At 64.3% G+C, this 20161-nt stretch carries 12 protein-coding genes; 5 read left to right on the forward strand and 7 right to left on the reverse strand.

Going from position 1 to position 20161, the window contains the following annotated elements; translation table 11 throughout:
- The first annotated feature begins 20 nt into the window (after positions 1-20).
- Positions 21-1373, forward strand: coding sequence for a glycerol-3-phosphate transporter (gene glpT / locus ACZ899_RS09690; RefSeq protein ID WP_234562440.1), 1353 nt, complete (start codon positions 21-23; stop codon positions 1371-1373).
- A 178-nt stretch (positions 1374-1551) separates the two neighbouring features.
- On the opposite strand, the gene ACZ899_RS09695 is transcribed toward glpT, so the two are convergent.
- From ACZ899_RS09695 to ACZ899_RS09720, 6 genes are all read right to left on the reverse strand, one after another.
- Positions 1552-2280: a DUF1353 domain-containing protein gene (locus tag ACZ899_RS09695; RefSeq protein WP_234562439.1), complete on the reverse strand. Its 729-nt coding sequence runs from the start codon at positions 2278-2280 to the stop codon at positions 1552-1554.
- Between the two features lie 112 nt (positions 2281-2392).
- A complete protein-coding gene (locus tag ACZ899_RS09700) occupies positions 2393-4009 on the reverse strand; it encodes a mechanosensitive ion channel family protein (protein WP_442800030.1) in 1617 nt (538 codons plus the stop codon).
- 406 nt (positions 4010-4415) lie between these two features.
- The gene (locus ACZ899_RS09705) at positions 4416-5441 is read right to left on the reverse strand and encodes an IS110 family RNA-guided transposase (protein WP_203646634.1); all 1026 of its coding nucleotides are present in this window, start codon (positions 5439-5441) and stop codon (positions 4416-4418) included.
- Between the two features lie 380 nt (positions 5442-5821).
- Positions 5822-6019, reverse strand: a complete 198-nt coding sequence (locus ACZ899_RS09710) for a DUF1737 domain-containing protein (RefSeq protein WP_234563115.1) — start codon at positions 6017-6019, stop codon at positions 5822-5824.
- 504 nt (positions 6020-6523) lie between these two features.
- Positions 6524-6784, reverse strand: coding sequence for a hypothetical protein (locus tag ACZ899_RS09715; RefSeq protein ID WP_234563116.1), 261 nt, complete (start codon positions 6782-6784; stop codon positions 6524-6526).
- 249 nt (positions 6785-7033) lie between these two features.
- Positions 7034-8833 (reverse strand): glycoside hydrolase family 15 protein, encoded by a 1800-nt coding sequence (locus ACZ899_RS09720; protein ID WP_234563117.1) that lies wholly within the window; start codon positions 8831-8833, stop codon positions 7034-7036.
- A gap of 384 nt (positions 8834-9217) precedes the next feature.
- Between ACZ899_RS09720 and tssG the strand changes: the two genes are divergently transcribed.
- Entirely contained in the window at positions 9218-10228 is a 1011-nt protein-coding gene (gene tssG, locus ACZ899_RS09725) for a type VI secretion system baseplate subunit TssG (protein ID WP_234563118.1), read from the forward strand.
- A gap of 184 nt (positions 10229-10412) precedes the next feature.
- Here the strand turns inward: tssG and tssM are convergent, their stop codons facing one another.
- Entirely contained in the window at positions 10413-13985 is a 3573-nt protein-coding gene (gene tssM / locus ACZ899_RS09730) for a type VI secretion system membrane subunit TssM (protein WP_234562066.1), read from the reverse strand.
- Positions 13986-14344: 359 nt separating this feature from the next.
- Here tssM and tssF point away from each other — a divergent pair, with 359 nt between their 5' ends.
- The 3 genes from tssF to ACZ899_RS09745 all read left to right on the forward strand — a co-directional run bounded on the left by tssF (position 14345) and on the right by ACZ899_RS09745 (position 20146).
- A complete protein-coding gene (gene tssF, locus ACZ899_RS09735; RefSeq protein ID WP_267967196.1) occupies positions 14345-16108 on the forward strand; it encodes a type VI secretion system baseplate subunit TssF in 1764 nt (587 codons plus the stop codon).
- A gap of 15 nt (positions 16109-16123) precedes the next feature.
- Positions 16124-17119, forward strand: coding sequence for a type IVB secretion system protein IcmH/DotU (gene icmH / locus ACZ899_RS09740; protein WP_485627594.1), 996 nt, complete (start codon positions 16124-16126; stop codon positions 17117-17119).
- Positions 17120-17407: 288 nt separating this feature from the next.
- Entirely contained in the window at positions 17408-20146 is a 2739-nt protein-coding gene (locus ACZ899_RS09745; protein WP_485627595.1) for a type VI secretion system Vgr family protein, read from the forward strand.
- The last annotated feature ends 15 nt before the right edge of the window (positions 20147-20161 follow it).

Genomic DNA, 20161 nt, shown 5'->3' on the forward strand with positions numbered 1-20161 from the left:
TAACAAGTTGGGAGCTTCACATGTTTGCCTTCTTCCGCCCTGCCGCGCACCAGGCGCCGCTGCCCGACGAGCGCGTCGACAGCACCTATCGTCGCCTGCGCTGGCAAATCTTCGCCGGGATCTTTTTCGGCTATGCCGGCTACTACCTGCTGCGCAAGAACTTCTCCCTGGCCATGCCCTACCTGATCGAGGAAGAGGGCTACACCCGTGGCCAGCTGGGCGTGGCGATTTCCGCCATCGCCATCGCCTACGGCCTGTCCAAGTTCCTCATGGGCCTGGTCTCGGACCGCTCCAACCCGCGCTACTTCCTGCCCTTCGGCTTGCTGATCTCGGCCGGGGTGATGTTCATTTTCGGTTTCGCGCATTGGGCCACGTCCAGCGTGACGATCATGTTCGTGCTGCTGTTCATCAACGGCTGGGCCCAGGGCATGGGCTGGCCGCCGAGCGGGCGGACCATGGTGCACTGGTGGTCGCAGAAAGAGCGCGGTGGCGTGGTCTCGGTGTGGAACGTCGCCCACAACGTCGGCGGCGGCCTGATCGGCCCGCTGTTCCTGCTGGGCCTGGGCTGGACCAACGACTGGCACGCCGCCTTCTACGTGCCCGCCGCCGTGGCGGTGCTGGTGGCCGTGTTCGCCTTCGCCACCATGCGTGACACCCCGCAGTCGGTCGGCCTGCCGCCGGTCGAGCAGTACAAGAACGACTACCCGGAAGGCTACGACGAAAGCCACGAGCAGGAGTTCAGCGCCAAGCAGATCTTCGTCGAGTACGTGCTGCGCAACAAACTGCTGTGGTACATCGCCCTGGCCAACGTGTTCGTCTACCTGCTGCGCTACGGCGTGCTCGACTGGGCGCCGACCTACCTGAAGGAAGCCAAGCACTTCAGCGTCGACACCACCTCGTGGGCGTACTTCTTCTACGAGTGGGCCGGCATCCCCGGCACCCTGCTGTGCGGCTGGATGTCCGACAAGATCTTCCGCGGCAACCGCGGCCTGACCGGCATCGTGTTCATGGCCCTGGTGACCGTCGCCACCCTGGTGTACTGGCTCAACCCACCGGGCAACCCGACCGTCGACATGATCGCGCTGTTCTCCATCGGTTTCCTGATCTACGGACCGGTGATGCTGATCGGCCTGCAGGCGCTGGAGCTGGCGCCGAAGAAAGCCGCCGGCACCGCGGCCGGCTTCACCGGCCTGTTCGGCTACCTGGGCGGCTCGGTCGCGGCCAGCGCGGCGATGGGCTACACCGTCGACCACTTCGGCTGGGACGGCGGCTTCGTGCTGCTGGTGAGCGCGTGCGTGCTGGCGATCGCGTTCATGGTGCCGACCCTTTGGCACACCAAGGCGGCAAGTGCTGGTCGCGAGGCGGTGGCCTGACCACTGCGGGGCGCGCCTTTGAATTGGCCCGGATGAGCGGCCTTGCGCGCTTCACTTGAGAAAGGTTTGTCGTTTATCGGGGCCGCTTTGCAGCCCTTCGCGGGCAAGCCCGCTGCCACAGCGGTTCGCGCAATACCTGTGGCAGTGGGCTTGCCCGCGAAAATGATGTTTGACCGCGCTACAGGTTCGAGACGGGTAGCTTCTCGATCTCATCCAGGCTGGGGTTGCTCCGCTCGATCTCACTGCGCATCTTGTCGAAGGCCGCCTGTGTGGCTGGCGGTTGTACCTCGCGCACTTCGACCACTGCGCCTACGACCTCGTCTATCGACTCACTTGTGAACAGTCCATCCGATACGGTTCTGGATATCACTCGACCGTCACTTATCAATTCGGCCTCCTTTCCGGGCGGCAGCGCCGCTTTGAATTGCGCGAACTCAGTATCGAAGGTTGCCTTTCGTATCCTGGGGATCTTGACGAACTCCGGCTCCGCCCAGCGCGGTCCGAAGTGATACACCGCGCCATACATGACCTTGGCTTGAGTCTCGCCGATTCCAGCGGCTCTCATGCCCGTATAAAAAGCCCTATGGGTATCCTGCCAGCTCCTCGTTCGCTTCACGCACGCCACATCGTGGATGATGGCCGCCTGCCGATACTGGCCATCCAGCGGCCCCCCAACCACGCCCCAGGCTACTTTCGGTATCGAAGCGCCATCGGATACCGTGTCTTTGGGCGCCAGCCAGAACAGTTTCCCCGGCCTGGGCCCGGTATAGGTGAAGTCCTGAAGCAAGCGAATATCTCGATTGGTCTTCATTAACTCGACATTGAGGGGGCTGGAAAACTTGCCCCAATCCTGGGCGATAGCACCTGAGCTGAGCACGAGCATCACAGCCAGTAGATCCACTCTCATCTTGACACCTCCCTGTTCATGCGGACTGACAGACTCTTCCAAGCATAGAATCAAAAAGCCACTAACCACTCTGCGCCGACAGGCAACTCATGCGCACGCCCGGTCTCTGGGATCAACCAGGCATATCGGACTTCGTGACATCCGGCGCCTGCGCTGGCGCGCTGTACCAGCGCTCGGGCGGCACCCGTTTCTCCTGTGCCGGGTCGCCCAGGTAATGCGGCGACATGATCTGCACGCCGTATTCGTTGAACACATCCTGGATATTGGCGTGCAGCAGGCTCAGCAGCTCCGCCCGCGGCCTGGGCTCGCTCGGCACCGCCTGGGCGACCAGACGGTATTCCGGGTAGAAGTCCGACAGCCCGGTCTGGAACACCTGCGGCCTGGGACTGGCGAGGATGCCGTCGGTGCGCCGTGCCGCCTCGGTCAGCATCGCCTCCACCTGGCGCCAGGGCGTGTCGTAACCAATGGTGACCACGGTATCGACGATATAGCCCGCCCCCTGTACCGCCCTTGAATAGTTGCGGGTCACGGAACCTGTGATCATCGAGTTGGGCAAGGTCAGCACTTCGCCCAGCCCGGTGCGGATGGTGGTGTTGAACATCCCCACCTCGGTCACCGTCCCCTCGTGCTCGCCGACCCGCACGTACTCACCGGCCTTGAGCGTGCGCGAATAGGTGAGGATCAGCCCCGCCGCCGCTTGGCCGACCACGCTGGAGGCGCCCAGGGAAATCATCAGGCCCAGCAGCACCGACAAGCCCTTGAACGCATCGGTGCCCGAACCCGGCAGGTACGGGTAGGCCATCACCAGGGCGAACAGCCAGATGGCCAGGGAGGTCAGGCGCGTGGTCGGTTGCAGGGTCTCGCCGGTCAGCCAGGGCACGCTGCCGGGGCGCGCCAGGCGCTCCAGCAGGCGGCGACTGAAGCTGCTGATGCCACGGGCGATGAAGAAGATGGTGATCGCCACGGCGATGCCCGGGATGGCATGGACGATCCCGTCGAGCAGGTAGCGCAGCAGGTCGAGCAGGTGCAGGTTGAGGCTCTCGCCCCAGGGGCGGGTGTAGGGGAAGCGCGACAGCACGAAGCTCAGCCACTGGTAGCTGAACAGCGCCACCAGCAGCCAGTAGAACAGGCGCAGCAAGCGGTCGACCAGGGCATAGACGTACTGCATGTCGAACAACGGCAGTTGCCCCACCTTGAGCTGGTAGGCCCGGTTGCGCATCAGCCTGGGCAAGAGGCCAGTGAGCTTGCGCCGGGCAACATGAGTGGCCTTGAGCAGCGCGAGGTAGATCAGCGTGGCCAGCAGCGAGTAGCCCAGGGCCACGAACAGGAAATGCAGGCTGCGCGCCTCGCCGGTTTCGTCCACCACCTGGCGCAACACCATGGCGGCCTGCTCGGCGGCCGCCCGGGTATCGCCCGAGCCGCCCGGCAGGTCCTGCGGGGCGACGATGAAGGCGCGCCGGTCACCGATCAGGACCAGTTGGCTGTCCATCATCGGATCGACCCGCACCTGCAGCCCCTCGGCACCGCGCAGGGCCTCGTCGACCACCGCCCGGGCGCGCTGCGCACGCACTGTCGGGGGTTCGCCGAGCACACTAGCGTGGAAGGTGAAGACCGTGCGGTTGGCCACCGTCAACTGCGCCGCGACAGGTGCTGTGCCATCGGCGTCGTCGGCCATGGCGGCGGGGATCAGCGACAACAGCGACAACAGCAGGTAGTACAGGCATTTCATCAGGCAGCTCCCTGGCCTTGCGTGACCTATAGCACGCAAGCGTAGCTGCTCGTTGCGGGGGCTTCAGGCTGTCTGGTGTCCGCCGTAAGCCTTGCAGTGCCTATCAGATCGAGCGCCGCCCGCGCGGCGCATCGCGACGCAAGGCCGCTCCTACATCTATGGTTACCCCCATTTCTGCAATACTGTACTGAGATGTGCGTGAGTTTGGTTTGCGTCAATCTATACGGCGTCGTGTGGGAGGTTGGTCCCGCGCCTCGATGAAAATCGCGCCCGACGAGCCTAGATATTTGTTCGGCTTCTGAAGCCGAGTAGGAGCTCAGGTTGATCGCCAGGCCGGTATACCGTTCACGTCATCTGTGTGCAGCATCGCAAAACCAGGTGGGTTGTTACTCGTGTGTCTGCAGGGTCAAGCGTTCATGGCGCTTGACCCTGCATCAAATTCGCTGTGGTGTGCCGTGATGGCCCAGGCGATTCGGGCCAGTTTGTTGGCGATAGCGCACACCACCAGGTTGGGGTGGTGAACACGTAGCAAGCCACGTACCCAGTCCGCCAGCTTGCCGGTTTTGCGCTCCAGCCCAATCAGATAGACCCTCGCGCACTGGATCAGCAGTCGTCGCTGATTGCCGTCGCCCCGCTTGCTGATTCGCCCCAGGCAAGGTTTGCCGCCTGTCGTGTGCTGCCTGGGAACCAGGCCTATGGAGGCTGAATAATTTCGCCCACAGCGGAACTGCTTACCATCACCCAATTCCGCAGCCAGGGCGGTAGCGGTGATCGGGCCAATACAAGGTATCGACATCAAACGGGAAGCAAGATCATCGCTAACGGCCTGGCTATGCACTTCCTTGTCCAGAGCCTTGATCCGATCATCGAGATAGCGGAAGTGGGCATGTAGGTCCAGCAACAGCTTCTTGATCAACGGTGAGAAGGTACTGTCGTCCAGCAGAATGGGGAGCTCCCGGACCGCCTTGAAGGTGGGTGCCAAACTGACCCCCACCTCGAGCAAATAAGCGTGGATGCGGTTCATGGTGGCAGTACGGTCTCTGATGAAGCTGTCGCGCAGTGAATTGAGCATCGCCAGCGCCTGCTGGGCCTCGGTTTTGGGAGGCACGAAGCGCATCTGATCGCGGGTTGCCGCCTCACCGATAGCGGCAGCATCGGCAAAGTCATTCTTGTTGCTTTTCACGTAGGGGCGAACGAACTGTGCGGGAATAAGTTTGGGCGTATGACCCTGTCTCGTCACCTCTCGCGCCATGAAATGAGAGCCACCACAGGCCTCCATCGCCACCGTACAGGGCGCAAGATTGGCAAGGTGGCGAATGAGTGACTCACGGTTGAACCTGCGGTGATAGAGCTCATGACCCCGATCATCCTGAGCGTGTACATGGAAGCTCAACTTTCCCAGGTCGATGGCGATGATGGCGACAGTGTTCATGGCGTTGCACTCCGATAGGCACCCTGTGAAAGCTTAGAGGGCTGACACAGGGTGGGGCGGGGGTAGCCATTTCATTATTTGTTGCAACGTGCCGAACCTGTCAGGCCATGGTTGCCCGCCTTGGCGCATGCCTTGAGACAGGTGGGACGGCAACGATGCCCACACTGAAACCGCGTCGTGCCAACAAGGCGGCCCAGGTAATGGCACAGGATTGACTGGCCCGAAACAGATGTAGGAGCGGCCTTGCGTCGCGATGCGCCGCGCGGGCGGCGCTCGATCTCACAGGCGCTGCAAGGCTTGCGTCGGACACCTGGCGGCCCTTACTCGGTCCATGTCATAGAGCATGGCCCGCCGCAGGCGGATTGCGGCATCCATCCGTCTCAGTCCCTGCCTACCGGCCACAGCACCGCCTGGGCAGCCACTACATATCCCTTGCTGCTATCGAAGGTCACACTGGGCGAACCATAAAGCTGATAGCCCAAAGCCAGGCTCTCGGAAATACGCTGGCAGAAACTGGCGTCGTCCTTGCCGGTGATCAGGCGATAGACCGGCAGGCCGTTGGGTGGGGTCGAGGGCATCTGAGTATTCCTTTCATGGCAGGCGTCTATCGCGTGCGCGGCCGGGCATCATGCCATAGCTGCCACGTCGATTCGCCTCGGTGGGGCCTGAGCGGGCATGCTCCATACGGATGGCACCGGCTGCGCCAGTATCGCGGGACAAGCCCGCTCCTACAGGGTCTTTGCTTGGCTGGAAATCCTGTCTCAGACACTGCACAGCACCTGTACGAGATCCCAGTCCGTCGGGCTGCGCTGTCGCGCAGGGAACTGTCCCCCTGTGGGAGCGGCCTTGCGTAGCAGCCCCAGGTTCTCAGTGTTGATGCAAAGATCGCCGGGGCCGCTCTGCGGCCCTTTCGCGACGCAAGGCCGCTCCCACAGGGCCTAGAAAAATCAATAAGTTACTGTTTGTTCCATGAGGGCGGACTTGCCCCGCGATAGCGCCAACACGGCCACCCACGCAGCCAACGTCAATCATCGCCAGACATGCCCACTTCAACCACTGCATCCCACGCAGGATGCACAAACTCAATGGTGCGTCTGCACCTGCGCAGGCACTGGCACCTGCACCTGCGCCAACGCGGAGTCCAGCAACGCGCGCACGGTTTCCATCTCGTGCACCGCCGTCAGCGCCAGCGTTGCACCGAGCGAATGCGGATGTGAGGCCAGCACCGACTGATGGGCCACGATCAGGGCGCAGCGCACGTATTCCGCTGCCTGGATCAGGGTGTCTTCAAGGTGATGAGGGGAAGGATTGGATGGCGGTGGATCGGGGACGATCTTCAACATTTCGACTTCTCCTGCGGTAAGGATACGCCGCCATCCTTCCTTTGCAGTGGAGTGCACCTGGGGCCTGGCAACGGCGTCCTTCTTCTTTGGCTCGGGTTTGCAGACCCGATCGCTGAATTGGCAGCGACCGGGGGAGCCTAGGTTATGGGGAGAGCCGTAGCAATGGCTGAAAGGCGGTAAAAGGATGATTCGGAAATGGACTACAAGCAATGAGGAAAAACTGATTGCCCAGCGTCAGAAGTCGCAGGCTCAGTCACCGCCCTTCGCCCGATCCCGCACCGGACACTGCGCCCGGTGCAGGTTCAACGCCGTATTGATGATCCCGATATGGCTGAACGCCTGCGGGAAATTCCCCAGCATGCGCTTCCCCGCAGGGTCGTACTGTTCCGCCAGCAGCCCCACGTCATTGCACAAGCCCGTCAGTCGCTCATACAGCACCTGCGCCTCGTCCTGCCGCCCCAGCAGCACATACACATCCGCCAGCCAGAACGAACACACCAGGAACGTCCCCTCCCCCGGCGTCAGGCCGTCGCTGCAATTGTCGCTGTCGTAGCGCAGCAGCAGGCCGTTGCGCAGCAGGCGCCTTTCGATCTGTTCCAGGGTGCGCAGAAAGCGTGGATCGTCGGCCGGTAGAAAGCCGGTCAGGGCGATCTGCAGCAGGCTGGCGTCCAGCTCTGTCGAGCCGTAGGCCTGGACGAAGTGCCGGCCGCCGGCGTCCAGCCCGCACCGGCAGACCTCGTCACGGATCTGGTCCGCCACCTGGCGGTAATGCCGGCTGCGCTCACGCCCTTCCTCAGTGGTGTCGGCCAGGCCCGCCGCCCGGTCGAAGGCGACCCAGGCCATGACCTTGGAGTGCACGAAATGCTGGCGACCGCCCCGCACCTCCCACAGCCCCTCGTCCGGCTCGCGCCAGATGCCTTCCAGGTACGGCAGGATCGCACGGGCGATGGCCGCGCCGCGCGGGTGGCGCGGCAGGCCGCCCTTGATCGCCTGGGTCATGGCGTCGGCCAGTTCGCCGTAGATATCCAACTGCAACTGGCCGGCGGCGGCATTGCCGACCCGCACCGGCTGCGAGCCCTCGTAACCCGGTAGCCAGGGCAAGGTAAATTCGGGCAGGTCACGTTCCCCCGCCAGGCCGTACATGATCTGCATCTGCTCGGGATTGCCGGCCACCGAGCGCAGCAGCCATTCACGCCAGGCCTGGGCCTCGTCGAAATAACCCAGGTTCATCAGCGCCAGCAGGGTCATGGTGGCATCGCGCAGCCAGCAGTAGCGGTAGTCCCAGTTGCGCTCGCCGCCGACACGCTCGGGCAGCGACGTGGTGACGGCGGCGACCATGCCGCCGGTAGGCGCGTAGGTCATGGCCTTGAGGGTCAACAGCGAACGACGCACCCGGTCGGTGTAGAGCCCGACATCAGGGCAGCGGGCGGCGAAGGCCCGCCACTGCTCGAGAGTCTGTTCGAAGTCGTGGTCGATATCGCAATCAGGCTGCACGGGCAGGTGCGAGGCCTGGTGGCAGAGGCTGAACACCTGGCGCTGCCCTGCGCACACGCGAAAACGGGCGACGCTGTGGTGGTCGCGGCCATGGGTTTCGGTGCTGCTGCGCAGGATCAGCCGATCAGGACCGGCGACGGCGCTCAGGGTCAGCGGATCGATCTTTTCCACCCAGGGCACGCTGCGGCCGTAGTCGAAGCGCAGCACCAGATCCATCTCGAAGGCCGTCTCGCCGGCCAGGCCCTCGACGATGCGCAGCACGGCGTTGCGCTCGCCCAGGGGCATGCAGTCGAGCACCCGGGCGCGGCCACTGGCGGTGGTCCAGGTGGTTTCCAGTACCAGGGTGTCGTCGAGGTAGCGGCGAGTGCTGTGCTCGACGGGGTCGCTGGGGGCGATGCGCCAGCGGCCGTTTTCCTCGCTGCCCAGCAAGGCGGCGAACACCGCGGGGGCGTCGAAGCGCGGCAGGCACAGCCAGTCGAGGGCGCCGTCGCGGTTGACCAGGGCGGCGCTGCGGCAGTTGCCGATGAGGGCGTAGTCTTCGATCGGGGCAGGCATCGGGGATCCTCTGGCGGGTTGGCCTGGGTTTGGATGCTTCGCTGCGGCTGGTCGTTCCACTGAACGTTGGGGTGAAGCCCTGCGCTGCGAAAAATCCTACATGAAATCAAGACCTTTCCTGCTGATAGGTCTCCGCCCGCTTCACCCTAGAATAAGAACGCCGACGCCTAATGCCAGTCAGTTAGCGCTTCATCGCACTTGTTGGGGCTGCTTTGCAGCCCTTCGCGGGTAAACCCGCTCCCACAGGATCGCGCAAACGCTGAATCGAGCGCTGGACTTGTGGGAGCGGGTTTACCCGCGAAGGGTCGCTTAGCGACCCCAATGGCTAAACCCACTGCACTCAATTCGCCGCTTCATGGATGAGCAGACCACAGTGAGCTTCACATGGAAAAAAAACCTCAGCCGCTGCAAGGTGACCTGGCCGATATCGTACTGAACAGCGCCCACGGGTATGCCTACTTCGAGCTGCTCGAAGCACTCCATCGCCTGCACGGCGATGACCTGGAAAAGCGCCCCCTCTCACCCGAGGCACGCCGGCGCCTGCGACTGCAGGTCTCTCCCAGCCTGGCCTTCCCCGCCGCCGATGTGCAGCGTGCAGAGCGTCTCGCGCAAGATCGTTACCGCATCCAGGCCAACTTCCTGGGCCTGCACGGCACGGATTCGCCGCTGCCCAGCTACTACCTCGAACAGGTCGCCTACGAATACGTCCAGGACATCGGCCTGCGTCCGGCGTTCTTCGACTTCTTCAATCATCGCCTGCATACCCTGTTGCACCAGGGCTGGCGCAAGTACCGCTACTACCGACGCTTTCAGCCAGGCGCCCGGGACCGCTTCTCGCGCTATCTGTTTGCCCTGATCGGCCTGGACGACGCGCAACTGCGCGGCGCCACGCCGCTGCCCTGGAGCCGCTTGCTCAGTTTCGTGGGCATCGTCGCCAGCCACAACCGCTCGCCGAGCATGGTGGCCGGCATGATCGCGCACTGCTTCGACCTCAAGGAAGTCGCCATCCGTGAGTTCGAAAAGCGCACCGTGCCGATTGCGCCGAATCAACGCAACAGCCTGGGCGCGCGCAACTGTCAGCTCGGCGAAGACTTCCTGCTCGGTTCCAGCACCCAATCGCGCAGCAGCAAGTTCACCATCGTGATCGGCGGCCTGGACCAGAAGCGCTTTCGCGACTTCCTGCCCAGCGGTGATGACTTTGCCAAGCTGGGCAGCCTGGTCGACTTCCTGCTTCGGGATGCCGGTGCCTACGACCTGGAACTGCGCATGCGCGCCGAAGAAGCGCCGCCCTTCAGCCTGAGGTCCGAGCACGGTACCCACCTGGGCTGGACCAGCTTCATCGCCGATCGACATGACGCCACACCGCCACCCGTGCGCATCAGGGTACGCGCATGAGTACAAATGTACTCTTATGGAGCAAAGCACAATTCTTTGATTTGACCGGGGCAGCGTGGGAGCGGGCTTGCCCCGCGATGCGGCGTTTGGCACCAGCTACGCCGGTGATCGCGGGGCTAGCCCGCTCCCACGCTAGAACTCTGCTCCCTGCGCGATCCCCTACTCCTATGCAGCGGCAGCGCCTCTACTGTTGCACCACTTCGCTACCTGGAGCGTCACGCAACAGCCGCTGCGGCAGTGCGAACCCGGCGAACAGTGGCCGCGTGAAGGGGTTGTTGGCATCCCTGGCGTGGAATCGGTAGCGCACCACCTCACCGGCGATGTGGAAGTTCAGGTCCACGCTGGTGCGGGTCCGGGCATTGAGACTTGCGCGGCTGAGCAGGCGGTAGAACGACCACGGCCCCTGGTACCCCAGGCTGAGGCTGGTGCCTGTTCCGCGCTGCAGGGTGACGCGGCTCGACCCGTTCTCCCCGGCAGGGCCGGGCCAGGTCATGCCCATGGGGGCCCTGCTCACCCCTGCAAGCCCATGCAGTTGCCCATCCAGGTCAAAGACGCTGCCCTGCACGCCACGGCTGACCGCCAGCGCTTCCAGGGCGAAGCCCACGTTCAATTCCCCGCGATGGTCGAAGAACGCATCGCGGATTGTTTCTGCCTGCTTGAGCTGGGCCAGGACCTCGGGACGCACCAGGGAACGCTCATCGGTACTTGAGTACAAGGCATCGAGGTTGTCTTTCAGGAACAGCGTGAGGTACTGCTCCTCGAAGCGCTTGAGCTGGCCCTGCGGGCCAAGGAACGCGACAAAGTCCTTGAGCGAGACATCCGGCCCGGCAGGGTCGAACGGATAGCGCCATGCCAGGCGCTCGCGATAGATGCTGTACACCTGCGCGTCCCAGCGCCGCTCCAGTTCACGCAGGGCCATGACCATCAGCACCTGGGAGGTCTGCTCCGCCAACTGGCGAACATGCCGGTTGAGCGGCTCCGGCAGGCCGCCGGCAATGCGTTGCAGGTTGCGAATGGGGTCCGGGTCCTGCTCCGAGAAACGGCTCAAGGCCACCGCCAGGGCGGCCTTGCCGCGGTTGGGGTGGTCCTGCACCGCCTTGGCGTAGTCGTACACGGCGCCGATGGCCTGCAACGTTTCATCGTAATACGACGGCTTGTCGCCCTGCACATCGAGCAGGCCGGACAGGCCGGCAAAGGCTCGGGCGATGCCCATGGCCTGGATGCGGGCCTGCCGGTCCGCCAAGGCCTCTTCACTGCCGCCCGCTGCCGGCGGGTAGATCTGGGTATTGCCGCGCACCGTTTCCAGCAGCCTGCGCAGTGGCGCGGCAGGCCCTGTGACCTGCTCCAGCACGCTCAGGGCATGGGCAAGGTCATTGAACTGGGTCACCGAAAAGCGGTTCAGCACGCGTCGCCAGCTGTCGATGTAGTCGGCGCTGTACAAGGCCCGCAGGCGCTCCGTCAGGGCCTGGCGATCAACCTGCGAATAGTCCGCCGCCTGCCGCTCACCCAGCACCCACTGGTCGATCAAGGCCAGGTCGGCCAACTGCTCGCTGTGCTGGTCGAAGTAGTCGCGATAGCCACGCGCCGTCAGCAAGGGCGCCAGCGCCAGGTTGGCATCCACCGCTGCCTGGTGGTCACGGCCGGCCAAGGGCACATAGACGATGTCGAATGCCGGGCCGATTTCGTTGCGCAGGTCCAGCTCGCCGTGCAGTTGATCCCGCGCCTGCTGCTTGAGGGCGATGTAGACCCGCTGGGCCAGCGGCAACTTGCGCAACTGCTGCTGCGCCTCGCCGACGACCTGGCGATACGCAGGCAGCTCGACATCGGCATAGGCCAGGGCGTACTTGAGATGGCCCATCAGCGCTGCCTGCAGTTGCCCTTGCCCCGGATACGCCTTTTGCCACGCCCGCGCCATCCACTGCTCGACCAGCGCCGGCCGACGCTGGCCGCGCTCCTCGATCATGCGGTAGACGCGCAATGCCGCCAGTTGCTCGTCGCTGCCGGGCACGGCCTGCTGGATGGCCGCGGCCACGCCCCCGGCGATCGCCGGCAGGAAACGCAGGGACAGGGCATTCAGGTAGGCCTGGTCCACCTGCGGGCCGATCGCCTTGCCCTGGTACAGGCCCATGTCGGTGAGCATCGTCCAGCCCGAGCGATAATCGCCATACAGGCTCACCGCATCGCGAATCTCATCCAGTGGCAGCAGCAGGCTGCGCCCGGTCGGATCGTCCTTGGCATCCGCGTGGGTGTTGCTGAACGCCCGGCTCTTGGCCAGGACATGCTCAGCCTTGTCACGGTTGACGCCATGGAAGTAGACCCAGCCACTGCTCACGGCCAGCCCAAGGCAGCCCGCCGCCACGGCGCCGCCCTTCAACAGGCGGGCCTTGTGCTGGGTAACTTTCTGGTTGTCGCCCGCCAGCCCCGCCTCGGGGTACACCACGCGCTGCAGCAGCTGCTGCGCGAAGTACGCCACGCCAGCGCCCTGCGGCCTGCTCGACAGGGCCGGCGGGGCGAAGGCGAAAGCACGGGCCGAAGCGTCTGCCAGCAGATTGCGCACTTCACCGCGCTGGTAGACCGAGGAAAAATACACCCCCCGCACCAGGGCCGGCGTGGTGTAACGGTCACTGCCCAGCACATCGCCGAGAAAGTCCCGCAGGATGTGCTGCGCACCGCTCAACTCGCGGAGCAGCGCGTAGGCACGCTTGCGCCCGGCACGGGGCTCATCGACTGCGGCCTCCATCAGGCGCTCGCCGAGGCGGGCGAGGAAGGCCAGGTAGGCCTGGCTCAGTTCCTCCAGCCAGGCATCGAAATCGCGCACCGAATCAAGGCTGAAGGTGAAGCCCTGAGCCTGCTCGCGTTGCTGGGCCGCCATCCTGGCGAACAATGCGTCGAACCCCTCCAGCAGGTCGAACTTGCTCAGCACCACGTAAAGCGGCAGGCGTGTGCCCAGCTCGGCCCCCAGCTCCGTCAGGCGAGCCCTGAGCACGAACGCCTGGTCGCGCCGCTGCCCGGGCGTACCGGTAAACAGCCTGACCATGTCCACCACCAGCACCACGCCATTGAGCGGGCGCCGGCTGCGATTGCGCGCCAGCCAGCCGATCATGTGGCGCCACAGGCGTCGCTCGAGGTCCATCGGCAAGCCCGGCGGTTCGCCAGACCCGACTGCTGTCTGCCCGTCTTCCCCGTCCGACTCGGCATCACCGGCCATGGGTTCGACCGGCACGGGCCGCTCAGGCTGGCTGATGAACACCCCGGGAGGATCGATCAGCACGGCCTCGTCGCCGACCCACCAGTCGATGGCGAAGGCCAGGTCAGGGTCGCTGGCGGATCGCCGAGCCGCGCTGCGCTCGGTGCGGGTCAATGCGAAGCGCTGATCGCCGCGGCTGACGAAGCTTGACTTGCCGGCGTTCTCGTCACCGAGCATGAGGTACCACGGCACATCGTACAGATGGCCCCGTCCGCCCTGGCAGTCACGCAACCGGGCCAGGCTGGCGTCGAGCAAACGCTGCTGGGCCTGAAGATGTACCAGGCAGGGATCCACTTCTTCACGTGCCTGGCGCTGGCGTTCGCGGACGATCTGGCGGTTGCGGCGGTGCACCAGCACGCTCCAGGCCAGCAACGGCAACAACACCAGCGCCAGGGCCAGCGCGACACGCAGCGACAGCTCGGCCAGGGGCTGACGATCGTGCCAACGCCACGTCGGCCCCCACCACCATAACCAGACCAGCGCGGCGGCCACGCCGAGCATCAGCGTCATGACGAGCACAGGCGCGGCGTGGCGCTGCAATAACGATAAACCCCGAAGCAGACTGTCCTTTTCAACCTTCATGGCGGCAAACCCTACCCACTGCATCCTGATGAGTTCCAACGCCATTGCGGCGCATGAGCGCAAAGACAGTAACAGCACTTAAAAATACAGTTCAATCAAATTAACCGAGAAACACCAGCTAACATTTTTTATGCAGACATGTCGCACTTACTTGCAATAGAAAATATGCACAGTCATTTTCACCGCGCGCTTGCAGAACAGCAACTATCGGAAACCTCCTACAAACTTAATTCACAACCACTCAACTTTTTAAACAAACCTCCAGATAGAGCCTCAAAACAATAAACATGAAGTTTAAAGACTGGTTCATGCACGAGAAGGCAACCCTCCGCGAGCTGGGCGACGATTTCGTCGAGGACGAGCCACGGCTGGCCCCGTTCCTCGGTGCCAACAGCTCGGCGGCGGATGTCGAGCACCTGATGGAAGGCTTCGCATTCCTGACCGCACGGCAGGCGATGAAGGTCGAGGACCACCTGCCCGAGATCACCCATCCGCTGCTGCAGCGGGTCTACCCCAATGTCCTGCGGCCCTTGCCCAGCCTCACGCTGATGCAGTTCCAGCCCATCGAACACGCCTTGAGCGAGACCCAGGTGCTGGCCAGGGGCACGTCGGTGTTCTCCCGGCCGGTCGAAGGCGTGAGCTGCGAATTCCGCACCTGCTCGGAGCTGGCCTTGGCACCGCTGCGGATCAGCGCCATCACGGCACAGCGCGGCACCGATACGCCGGTGCTGCGCATCGACCTGGAGGCGTTGTCCGAGCAGCCGCTGCGGCGCATGCGCTGCGAGCACCTGTGCTTTCACCTGGCCGACGACACGCGCCATGCGTTGAGCTTGTACCTGTGGCTGGCGCGGCACCTCGACAAGCTCTACCTGCATGTCAACCAGCAGCGCCTTGCCCTGCCGCCGACGGTGGCCTTCGTGGGTTTCGAGCCGAAGGAGTCGCTGTTGCCCAGCCCGGGCGAGCAGCTGGACGGCTACCGCATCCTGCAGGAGTACTTCCTGTTCCCCGAGCGCTTCCTTGGCTTTCGCATCGACGGCCTGGCAGGCCATTGGCCCGATGAGCCGGCGCAACACCTCCAGCTGGAGCTGCGCTTCGACGCCCCCTTCCCCGCCGACCTGCGGATCGACCGAACGTCGATCCTGCTCAACTGCGTCCCCGCCATCAACCTGTTCAGCACCCCGGGCGACCCCATCGTCCTGAACGGCGAGGAAATCTGTGAGCCGCTGCGGGTGAGCCGTCGCAACGGCCCCGACCCGGAGATTTTCAGCGTCGATCGGGTCAGCAGCCGACAGCAGAACGCCAGGACCCCGCGCAGGCACTTCAAGCCTTACGAATCCCTGGAGCCCAGATTTCCGCTGGCGGAACAGGACCCTCCCCGCTACTTCAAGGTGGATATCGAGCAGGATCCGATCAGCGACCAGGTGCGCCACCAGATCCGCCTGGTGCATCACGACCTCTCGCCCTACCTCGGCCAGCTGGAAGCCCTGAGCATCGACCTGACCTGCAGCAACGGTGCCCTGGCCCGGCAACTGGACGTTGGCCAGATCGACGCCATGACCCAGGACACCCCATCGTTCGTCACCTATCGCAACCTGACCCGCCCCACCCGCAGCTACCCGCCATTGCTGCAAAGCGCCGGGCATGGCGAACAGCACTGGGCGCTGATCTCCAACCTGGCCCTGAACAACCTGTCGCTGTCCTCCCCGGCCGCCCTTGCCTCGGTGCTACGCGCCTACGACCTTGTCGCCCCGCATGACCTGCAGCAGCAACGCCGGACCGCCAGGCGCCTGGAGGCCATCCGCCAGGTAGCCAACGAACCCTGTGACTGGCTGATCAAGGGCCGTCCCGTGCGCGGCATGCGCACCACCCTGCACATCGACCCCGCAGGGTTCGACTGCGAGGGCGAGCTGCAGCTGTTCGGCAATGTGCTGTCCCACTTCATGGCGTTGTATGCCAGCGGCAATGCATTCCATCAGCTGCAGATCACCAATGCCAGCAACAACAACCGCCAGCTGTGGCCCGCCCGTACCGGGCGGCAGCCGGTGATGTGACCAGGAGGTCCGTGTATGGCTGTCAACGCACATACGTCCTATGACAAGGACAATCGAACGGTTCGTGAGTCTCCCCCGATCAGCGAACTGTTCCCCCCGGTCGACGAACTGGGTTTCGACACCTGCTCGAACACCAACAACCCGCTTCTCGACATTGCCTCGCCCCTGCTTGGCCTGGTCGTTCGCCTGGAAGGCACCGAGCGCTACGACCACGTCGAGCAGCTCTACGCCTATGTGAAGAACCAGATCCACACGATGGTCGAGCAGGTGCGTCGGCTCGAGCACCACGATGCCCGTGATCCCGTGGTGTTTTCCTACTGTCTGTGCTGCGTCGTCGATGAGGCGGTGATGGCCACGCCCTGGGGCGTCGACTCGCCGTGGAAGGCGCAGTCATTGCTCGGCGCCATCCATCAGGAAACCGGGGGCGGCGAGCGCTTCTTCAACGTCCTCGAACGGCTGCTGGAAGCACCCGAAGGGCGCCACGACCTGTTTGTCTTCCTGTTCTGGTGCCTGGCCCTGGGTTACCAGGGCAAGTACGCCAACCAGACCCGGGGCGATGACGAGCTGGACCTGTGGCTCAAGCGGCTGCATGAGCAGATCGTTGCCCAGCGCGGGGTGGCGCGCCCGTGCGAACCCTTGACCGACCCGCTGGCGAATGTCGCGCCCCGCCACTACCGAATGAAGCGCCAGGTGCCCTTGGTGGACGCCGTGGGTGGTGGTTGGGGTGTGCTGCTGCGCAATCTACCTGTACCTGGCCAGCACGCTCGACGGCATTACCCGGCAGGTACTGGCGTCGCTGGAGGCGATGTTGCCGCCTTGAGGCGGGGCACTTTCGAGGTATTGAAAATTGATGTCCGGCTTGGAATTGCCGGGGTCGCTTTGCGACCTTTTCGCGGCACAAGGCCGCTCCTACAGGTTACCGCGATCCCTGTAGAGGCGGCCTTGTGCCGCGAAAGGGCTGCAAGGCAGCCCCGACGAGTCCAAGCCAGACACCAATTTTCAAACCCTTGAAAGCACTGGCCTCGAGGGCCAGTTATTCCTGTGAATGAATCGTCGCCCGCCTTGGTGCATGTCTTCAAATAAAAGAAGGCGCACTAACGCCCGAGCTCGGGCATTGGTGTCTTATCCAGAAACATATAAGCGGCCTTTATAGAGAAACTTCCTACAGCCCTTTAGGAAGCAACTTCGGCGACACGGAACGGATTCCTCGCTACGGTCCTTCGTGCACTTACCGCACCTATCCAACAACTGCACTGGACACCACAAACCTGCCCGAAGGAATGATCAGCAGGAGTACGCATGAGCAACTTGCACGATATCCGTTTCACCTTCAGCACCCCCGCCGACGCGACGATCGCCTTCGACGTGGTCGCCTTCGAATTCACCGAAGGCGTCAGCGAGCTGTATCGCCTGGACATCGAGCTGGTCAGCGCCTCGGCCGACGCAGACTTCGCCACCCTGCTCGACCAGCCCGCCGCCCTGACCATCTGGCAGCAGGAACAGCCGGTGCGCCACATCCATGGCCTGATCAGCCGCTTCGAACAGGGCAAGACCGGCCATCGCCGTACCCGCTACCGCGCCATCATCGAACCGCAACTGGCCCGCGCCGGCCTGCAGTCGGACTGGCGCATCTTCCAGCACCGCTCGGTGCCGGAAATCCTCGAGGACCTGTTCAAGGCACGCCAGTGGGGCTCGCTTGCCCAGCGCCTGGCACACCCGCACGCGCACCGCGAATTCTGCGTCCAGGCCGGCGACCTGGACCTGGACTTCTTCTGGCGCCTCTCGGCCGAGGAAGGCCTGGTCTCGATCTTCGAGCACGAGCCCGGCGGCCACCGCGTGGTCCAGGTCGACCGCGTCAACGGCTTCGGTCGCCTCGAGGGCGAGCCGGTGCTGTTCGTCGCCAATGAAGGCGGCCAGGCCGCCCAGCCGTGCCTCAGGCAGTTCAGCTACAGCGAACAGGTGCGCAGCAGCTGCCAGGTGCAGCGCGACTACACCTTCACCCACCCGCGCTACAACCTCGAGCAGACCCAGCGTGTGCCAGACACGGGCAACCAGGGCAACGACTACGAGCGCTACGACTACCCGGGCCGCTACAAGCACGACACCCGCGGCAGGCCATTCACCCAGGTCCGCGTCGACGCCCTGTTCAGCGATGCCCGTGTCGCCGAGGTCGAAGGCGACGATGCGCGCCTGCAACCCGGCATTGCCTTCCAGATGTCCGGCCATGCCCGCGAGGACATGAACATCCTCTGGCGGCCGATACACCTCAAGCACACCGGCCGCCAGTTCACCGTGCTGGAGGAGGATGCCGCCGAGGCCGAGCAAGGCACCACCTATACCCTCACAGCCACGCTGGTGCCGGCCCAGGTCGACTGGCACGCCCCGGCCCGGCCCAAGCCGCTGATCGAAGGCCCGCAGATGGCCAAGGTGGTCGGCCCACCCGGCGAGGAAATCTACTGCGACGAACATGGCCGGGTACGCGTGCAGTTCCCCTGGGACCGCCTCGGCCAGGACAACGACGCCAGCTCGTGCTGGGTGCGGGTGACCCAGGGCTGGGCCGGCGCCACCTGGGGGCAGCTGGCGATCCCCAGGGTCGGCCAGGAAGTGCTGGTGAGTTTTCTCGACGGCGACCCCGACCAACCGATGATCACCGGGCGCAGCTACCACGTCGTCAACCGCACGCCGTATCGCCTGCCCGAGTTCAAGGCCGTGAGCCCGATCCGCAGCAAGGAGCACCACGGCCAGCGCCACAACGAGCTGCGCCTGGACGACACCACCGGGCAGATCAGCGCCGCGCTGATGAGCGACCATGACCACTGCGCCCTGCACCTGGGCTACCTGACCCACCCGCGCCACGGCGGCGGCCAGCCCCGCGGCCAGGGCTTCGAGCTGCGCAGCGACAGCCACGGCGTGGTGCGTGCCGGTGGCGGGCTGCTGCTGACCAGCGAAGCGCGCCCGCGTGCCAGCGGGCATCACACCGACCTTGCGGAAACCGCCGAGCGCCTGAAGACCGCGCAGGAATATCACCACAGCTTCGCCAGCGAAGCCCGCGAGCACCAGGCACAGGACGCCGGCGACCAGGACGAAGTGAGCCAGGCGCTAGCCGCGCAGCATGACGCCATCCGCGGCGCGGCGGGCAACCCACAGGCCAACCGCTTTCCCGAGCTGGCCGAGCCGCAGCTGGTGATCGCCAGCCCGGCCGGGATCGCCACCAGCACGCCCGGCTGCACCCATATCGCCAGCGGTGAACACCTGGGTCTGAGCAGCGGCGGCCACACCAGCCTGGCCATCGGCAAGCGCCTGCTGATCAGTGCCAGCCGGGGCGTACGGCAGTTCGTGCAGAGCATGGGCTGGCGCCTGGTGGCCGCCTCCGGCGACATCGACCTGCGCGCGCTGAAGGACAACATCAACCTGCTGGCCAAGCTCAAGGTCAGCGTCACGGCAGAGCGCATCACCCTCAGTGCCAAAGAGGAACTGGTGATCCAGGCCGGGGGCAGCAGCACCACCTACAACGCGAGCGGCATCGTGCACGCCACCGCTGGGCCGTACACCGCGCATGCGACTGACTTCATCTACAAGGGCTCGAAAAGCCAGGCATCGGCGTTTCCCGAAGACATCAAAGCGGGCAATGGCAACCTGGAACTGTTCCAGCACTACGCGAACAACCATGCATTCAAGGGTGCCAAGTACGAGGTTGAGGAGGATGCACTGGGCCAGATCGTCAAAGGCACCTTGGACGAGAATGGGTTTGCCGCGATATCCGGACTCGCATCGGGGCCAGTACTAGTCCGGTTTGGCCGTGATCAGACCAAAGCCGTTTCCGCGGCAGCCTTTGCGCAACAGCCTTCCGATCAAAGCACGCCCCTCAGCCCCGCAGCGGCGATGCAGGAAGCTGTGAGCCAACTCATCCAATCAGGCGAGATGGACGCTCACGATGCCAAGCGTTTCTTCCAATCCGCCCTGAAGACACCGCTCACTACTGCCGCCCCGTCGAAAGAGCTCCCGCTCCCCACTGCAAGGACAAACCAACATGGGTAGGTGCAGCGGGGTGGT

The organism is Pseudomonas sp. TE31087, assembly GCF_057284075.1.

Coding starts and splice junctions, on each gene's coding strand:
- tssG (WP_234563118.1), top strand. CDS start 9,218: ATGGAAAAAAAACCTCAGCCGCTGCAAGGTGACCTGGCCGATATCGTA.
- ACZ899_RS09700 (WP_442800030.1), bottom strand. CDS start 4,009: ATGAAATGCCTGTACTACCTGCTGTTGTCGCTGTTGTCGCTGATCCCC.
- icmH (WP_485627594.1), top strand. CDS start 16,124: ATGGCTGTCAACGCACATACGTCCTATGACAAGGACAATCGAACGGTT.
- ACZ899_RS09720 (WP_234563117.1), bottom strand. CDS start 8,833: ATGCCTGCCCCGATCGAAGACTACGCCCTCATCGGCAACTGCCGCAGC.
- ACZ899_RS09715 (WP_234563116.1), bottom strand. CDS start 6,784: ATGTTGAAGATCGTCCCCGATCCACCGCCATCCAATCCTTCCCCTCAT.
- glpT (WP_234562440.1), top strand. CDS start 21: ATGTTTGCCTTCTTCCGCCCTGCCGCGCACCAGGCGCCGCTGCCCGAC.
- ACZ899_RS09745 (WP_485627595.1), top strand. CDS start 17,408: ATGAGCAACTTGCACGATATCCGTTTCACCTTCAGCACCCCCGCCGAC.
- ACZ899_RS09705 (WP_203646634.1), bottom strand. CDS start 5,441: ATGAACACTGTCGCCATCATCGCCATCGACCTGGGAAAGTTGAGCTTC.
- ACZ899_RS09710 (WP_234563115.1), bottom strand. CDS start 6,019: ATGCCCTCGACCCCACCCAACGGCCTGCCGGTCTATCGCCTGATCACC.
- ACZ899_RS09695 (WP_234562439.1), bottom strand. CDS start 2,280: ATGAGAGTGGATCTACTGGCTGTGATGCTCGTGCTCAGCTCAGGTGCT.
- tssM (WP_234562066.1), bottom strand. CDS start 13,985: ATGACGCTGATGCTCGGCGTGGCCGCCGCGCTGGTCTGGTTATGGTGG.
- tssF (WP_267967196.1), top strand. CDS start 14,345: ATGAAGTTTAAAGACTGGTTCATGCACGAGAAGGCAACCCTCCGCGAG.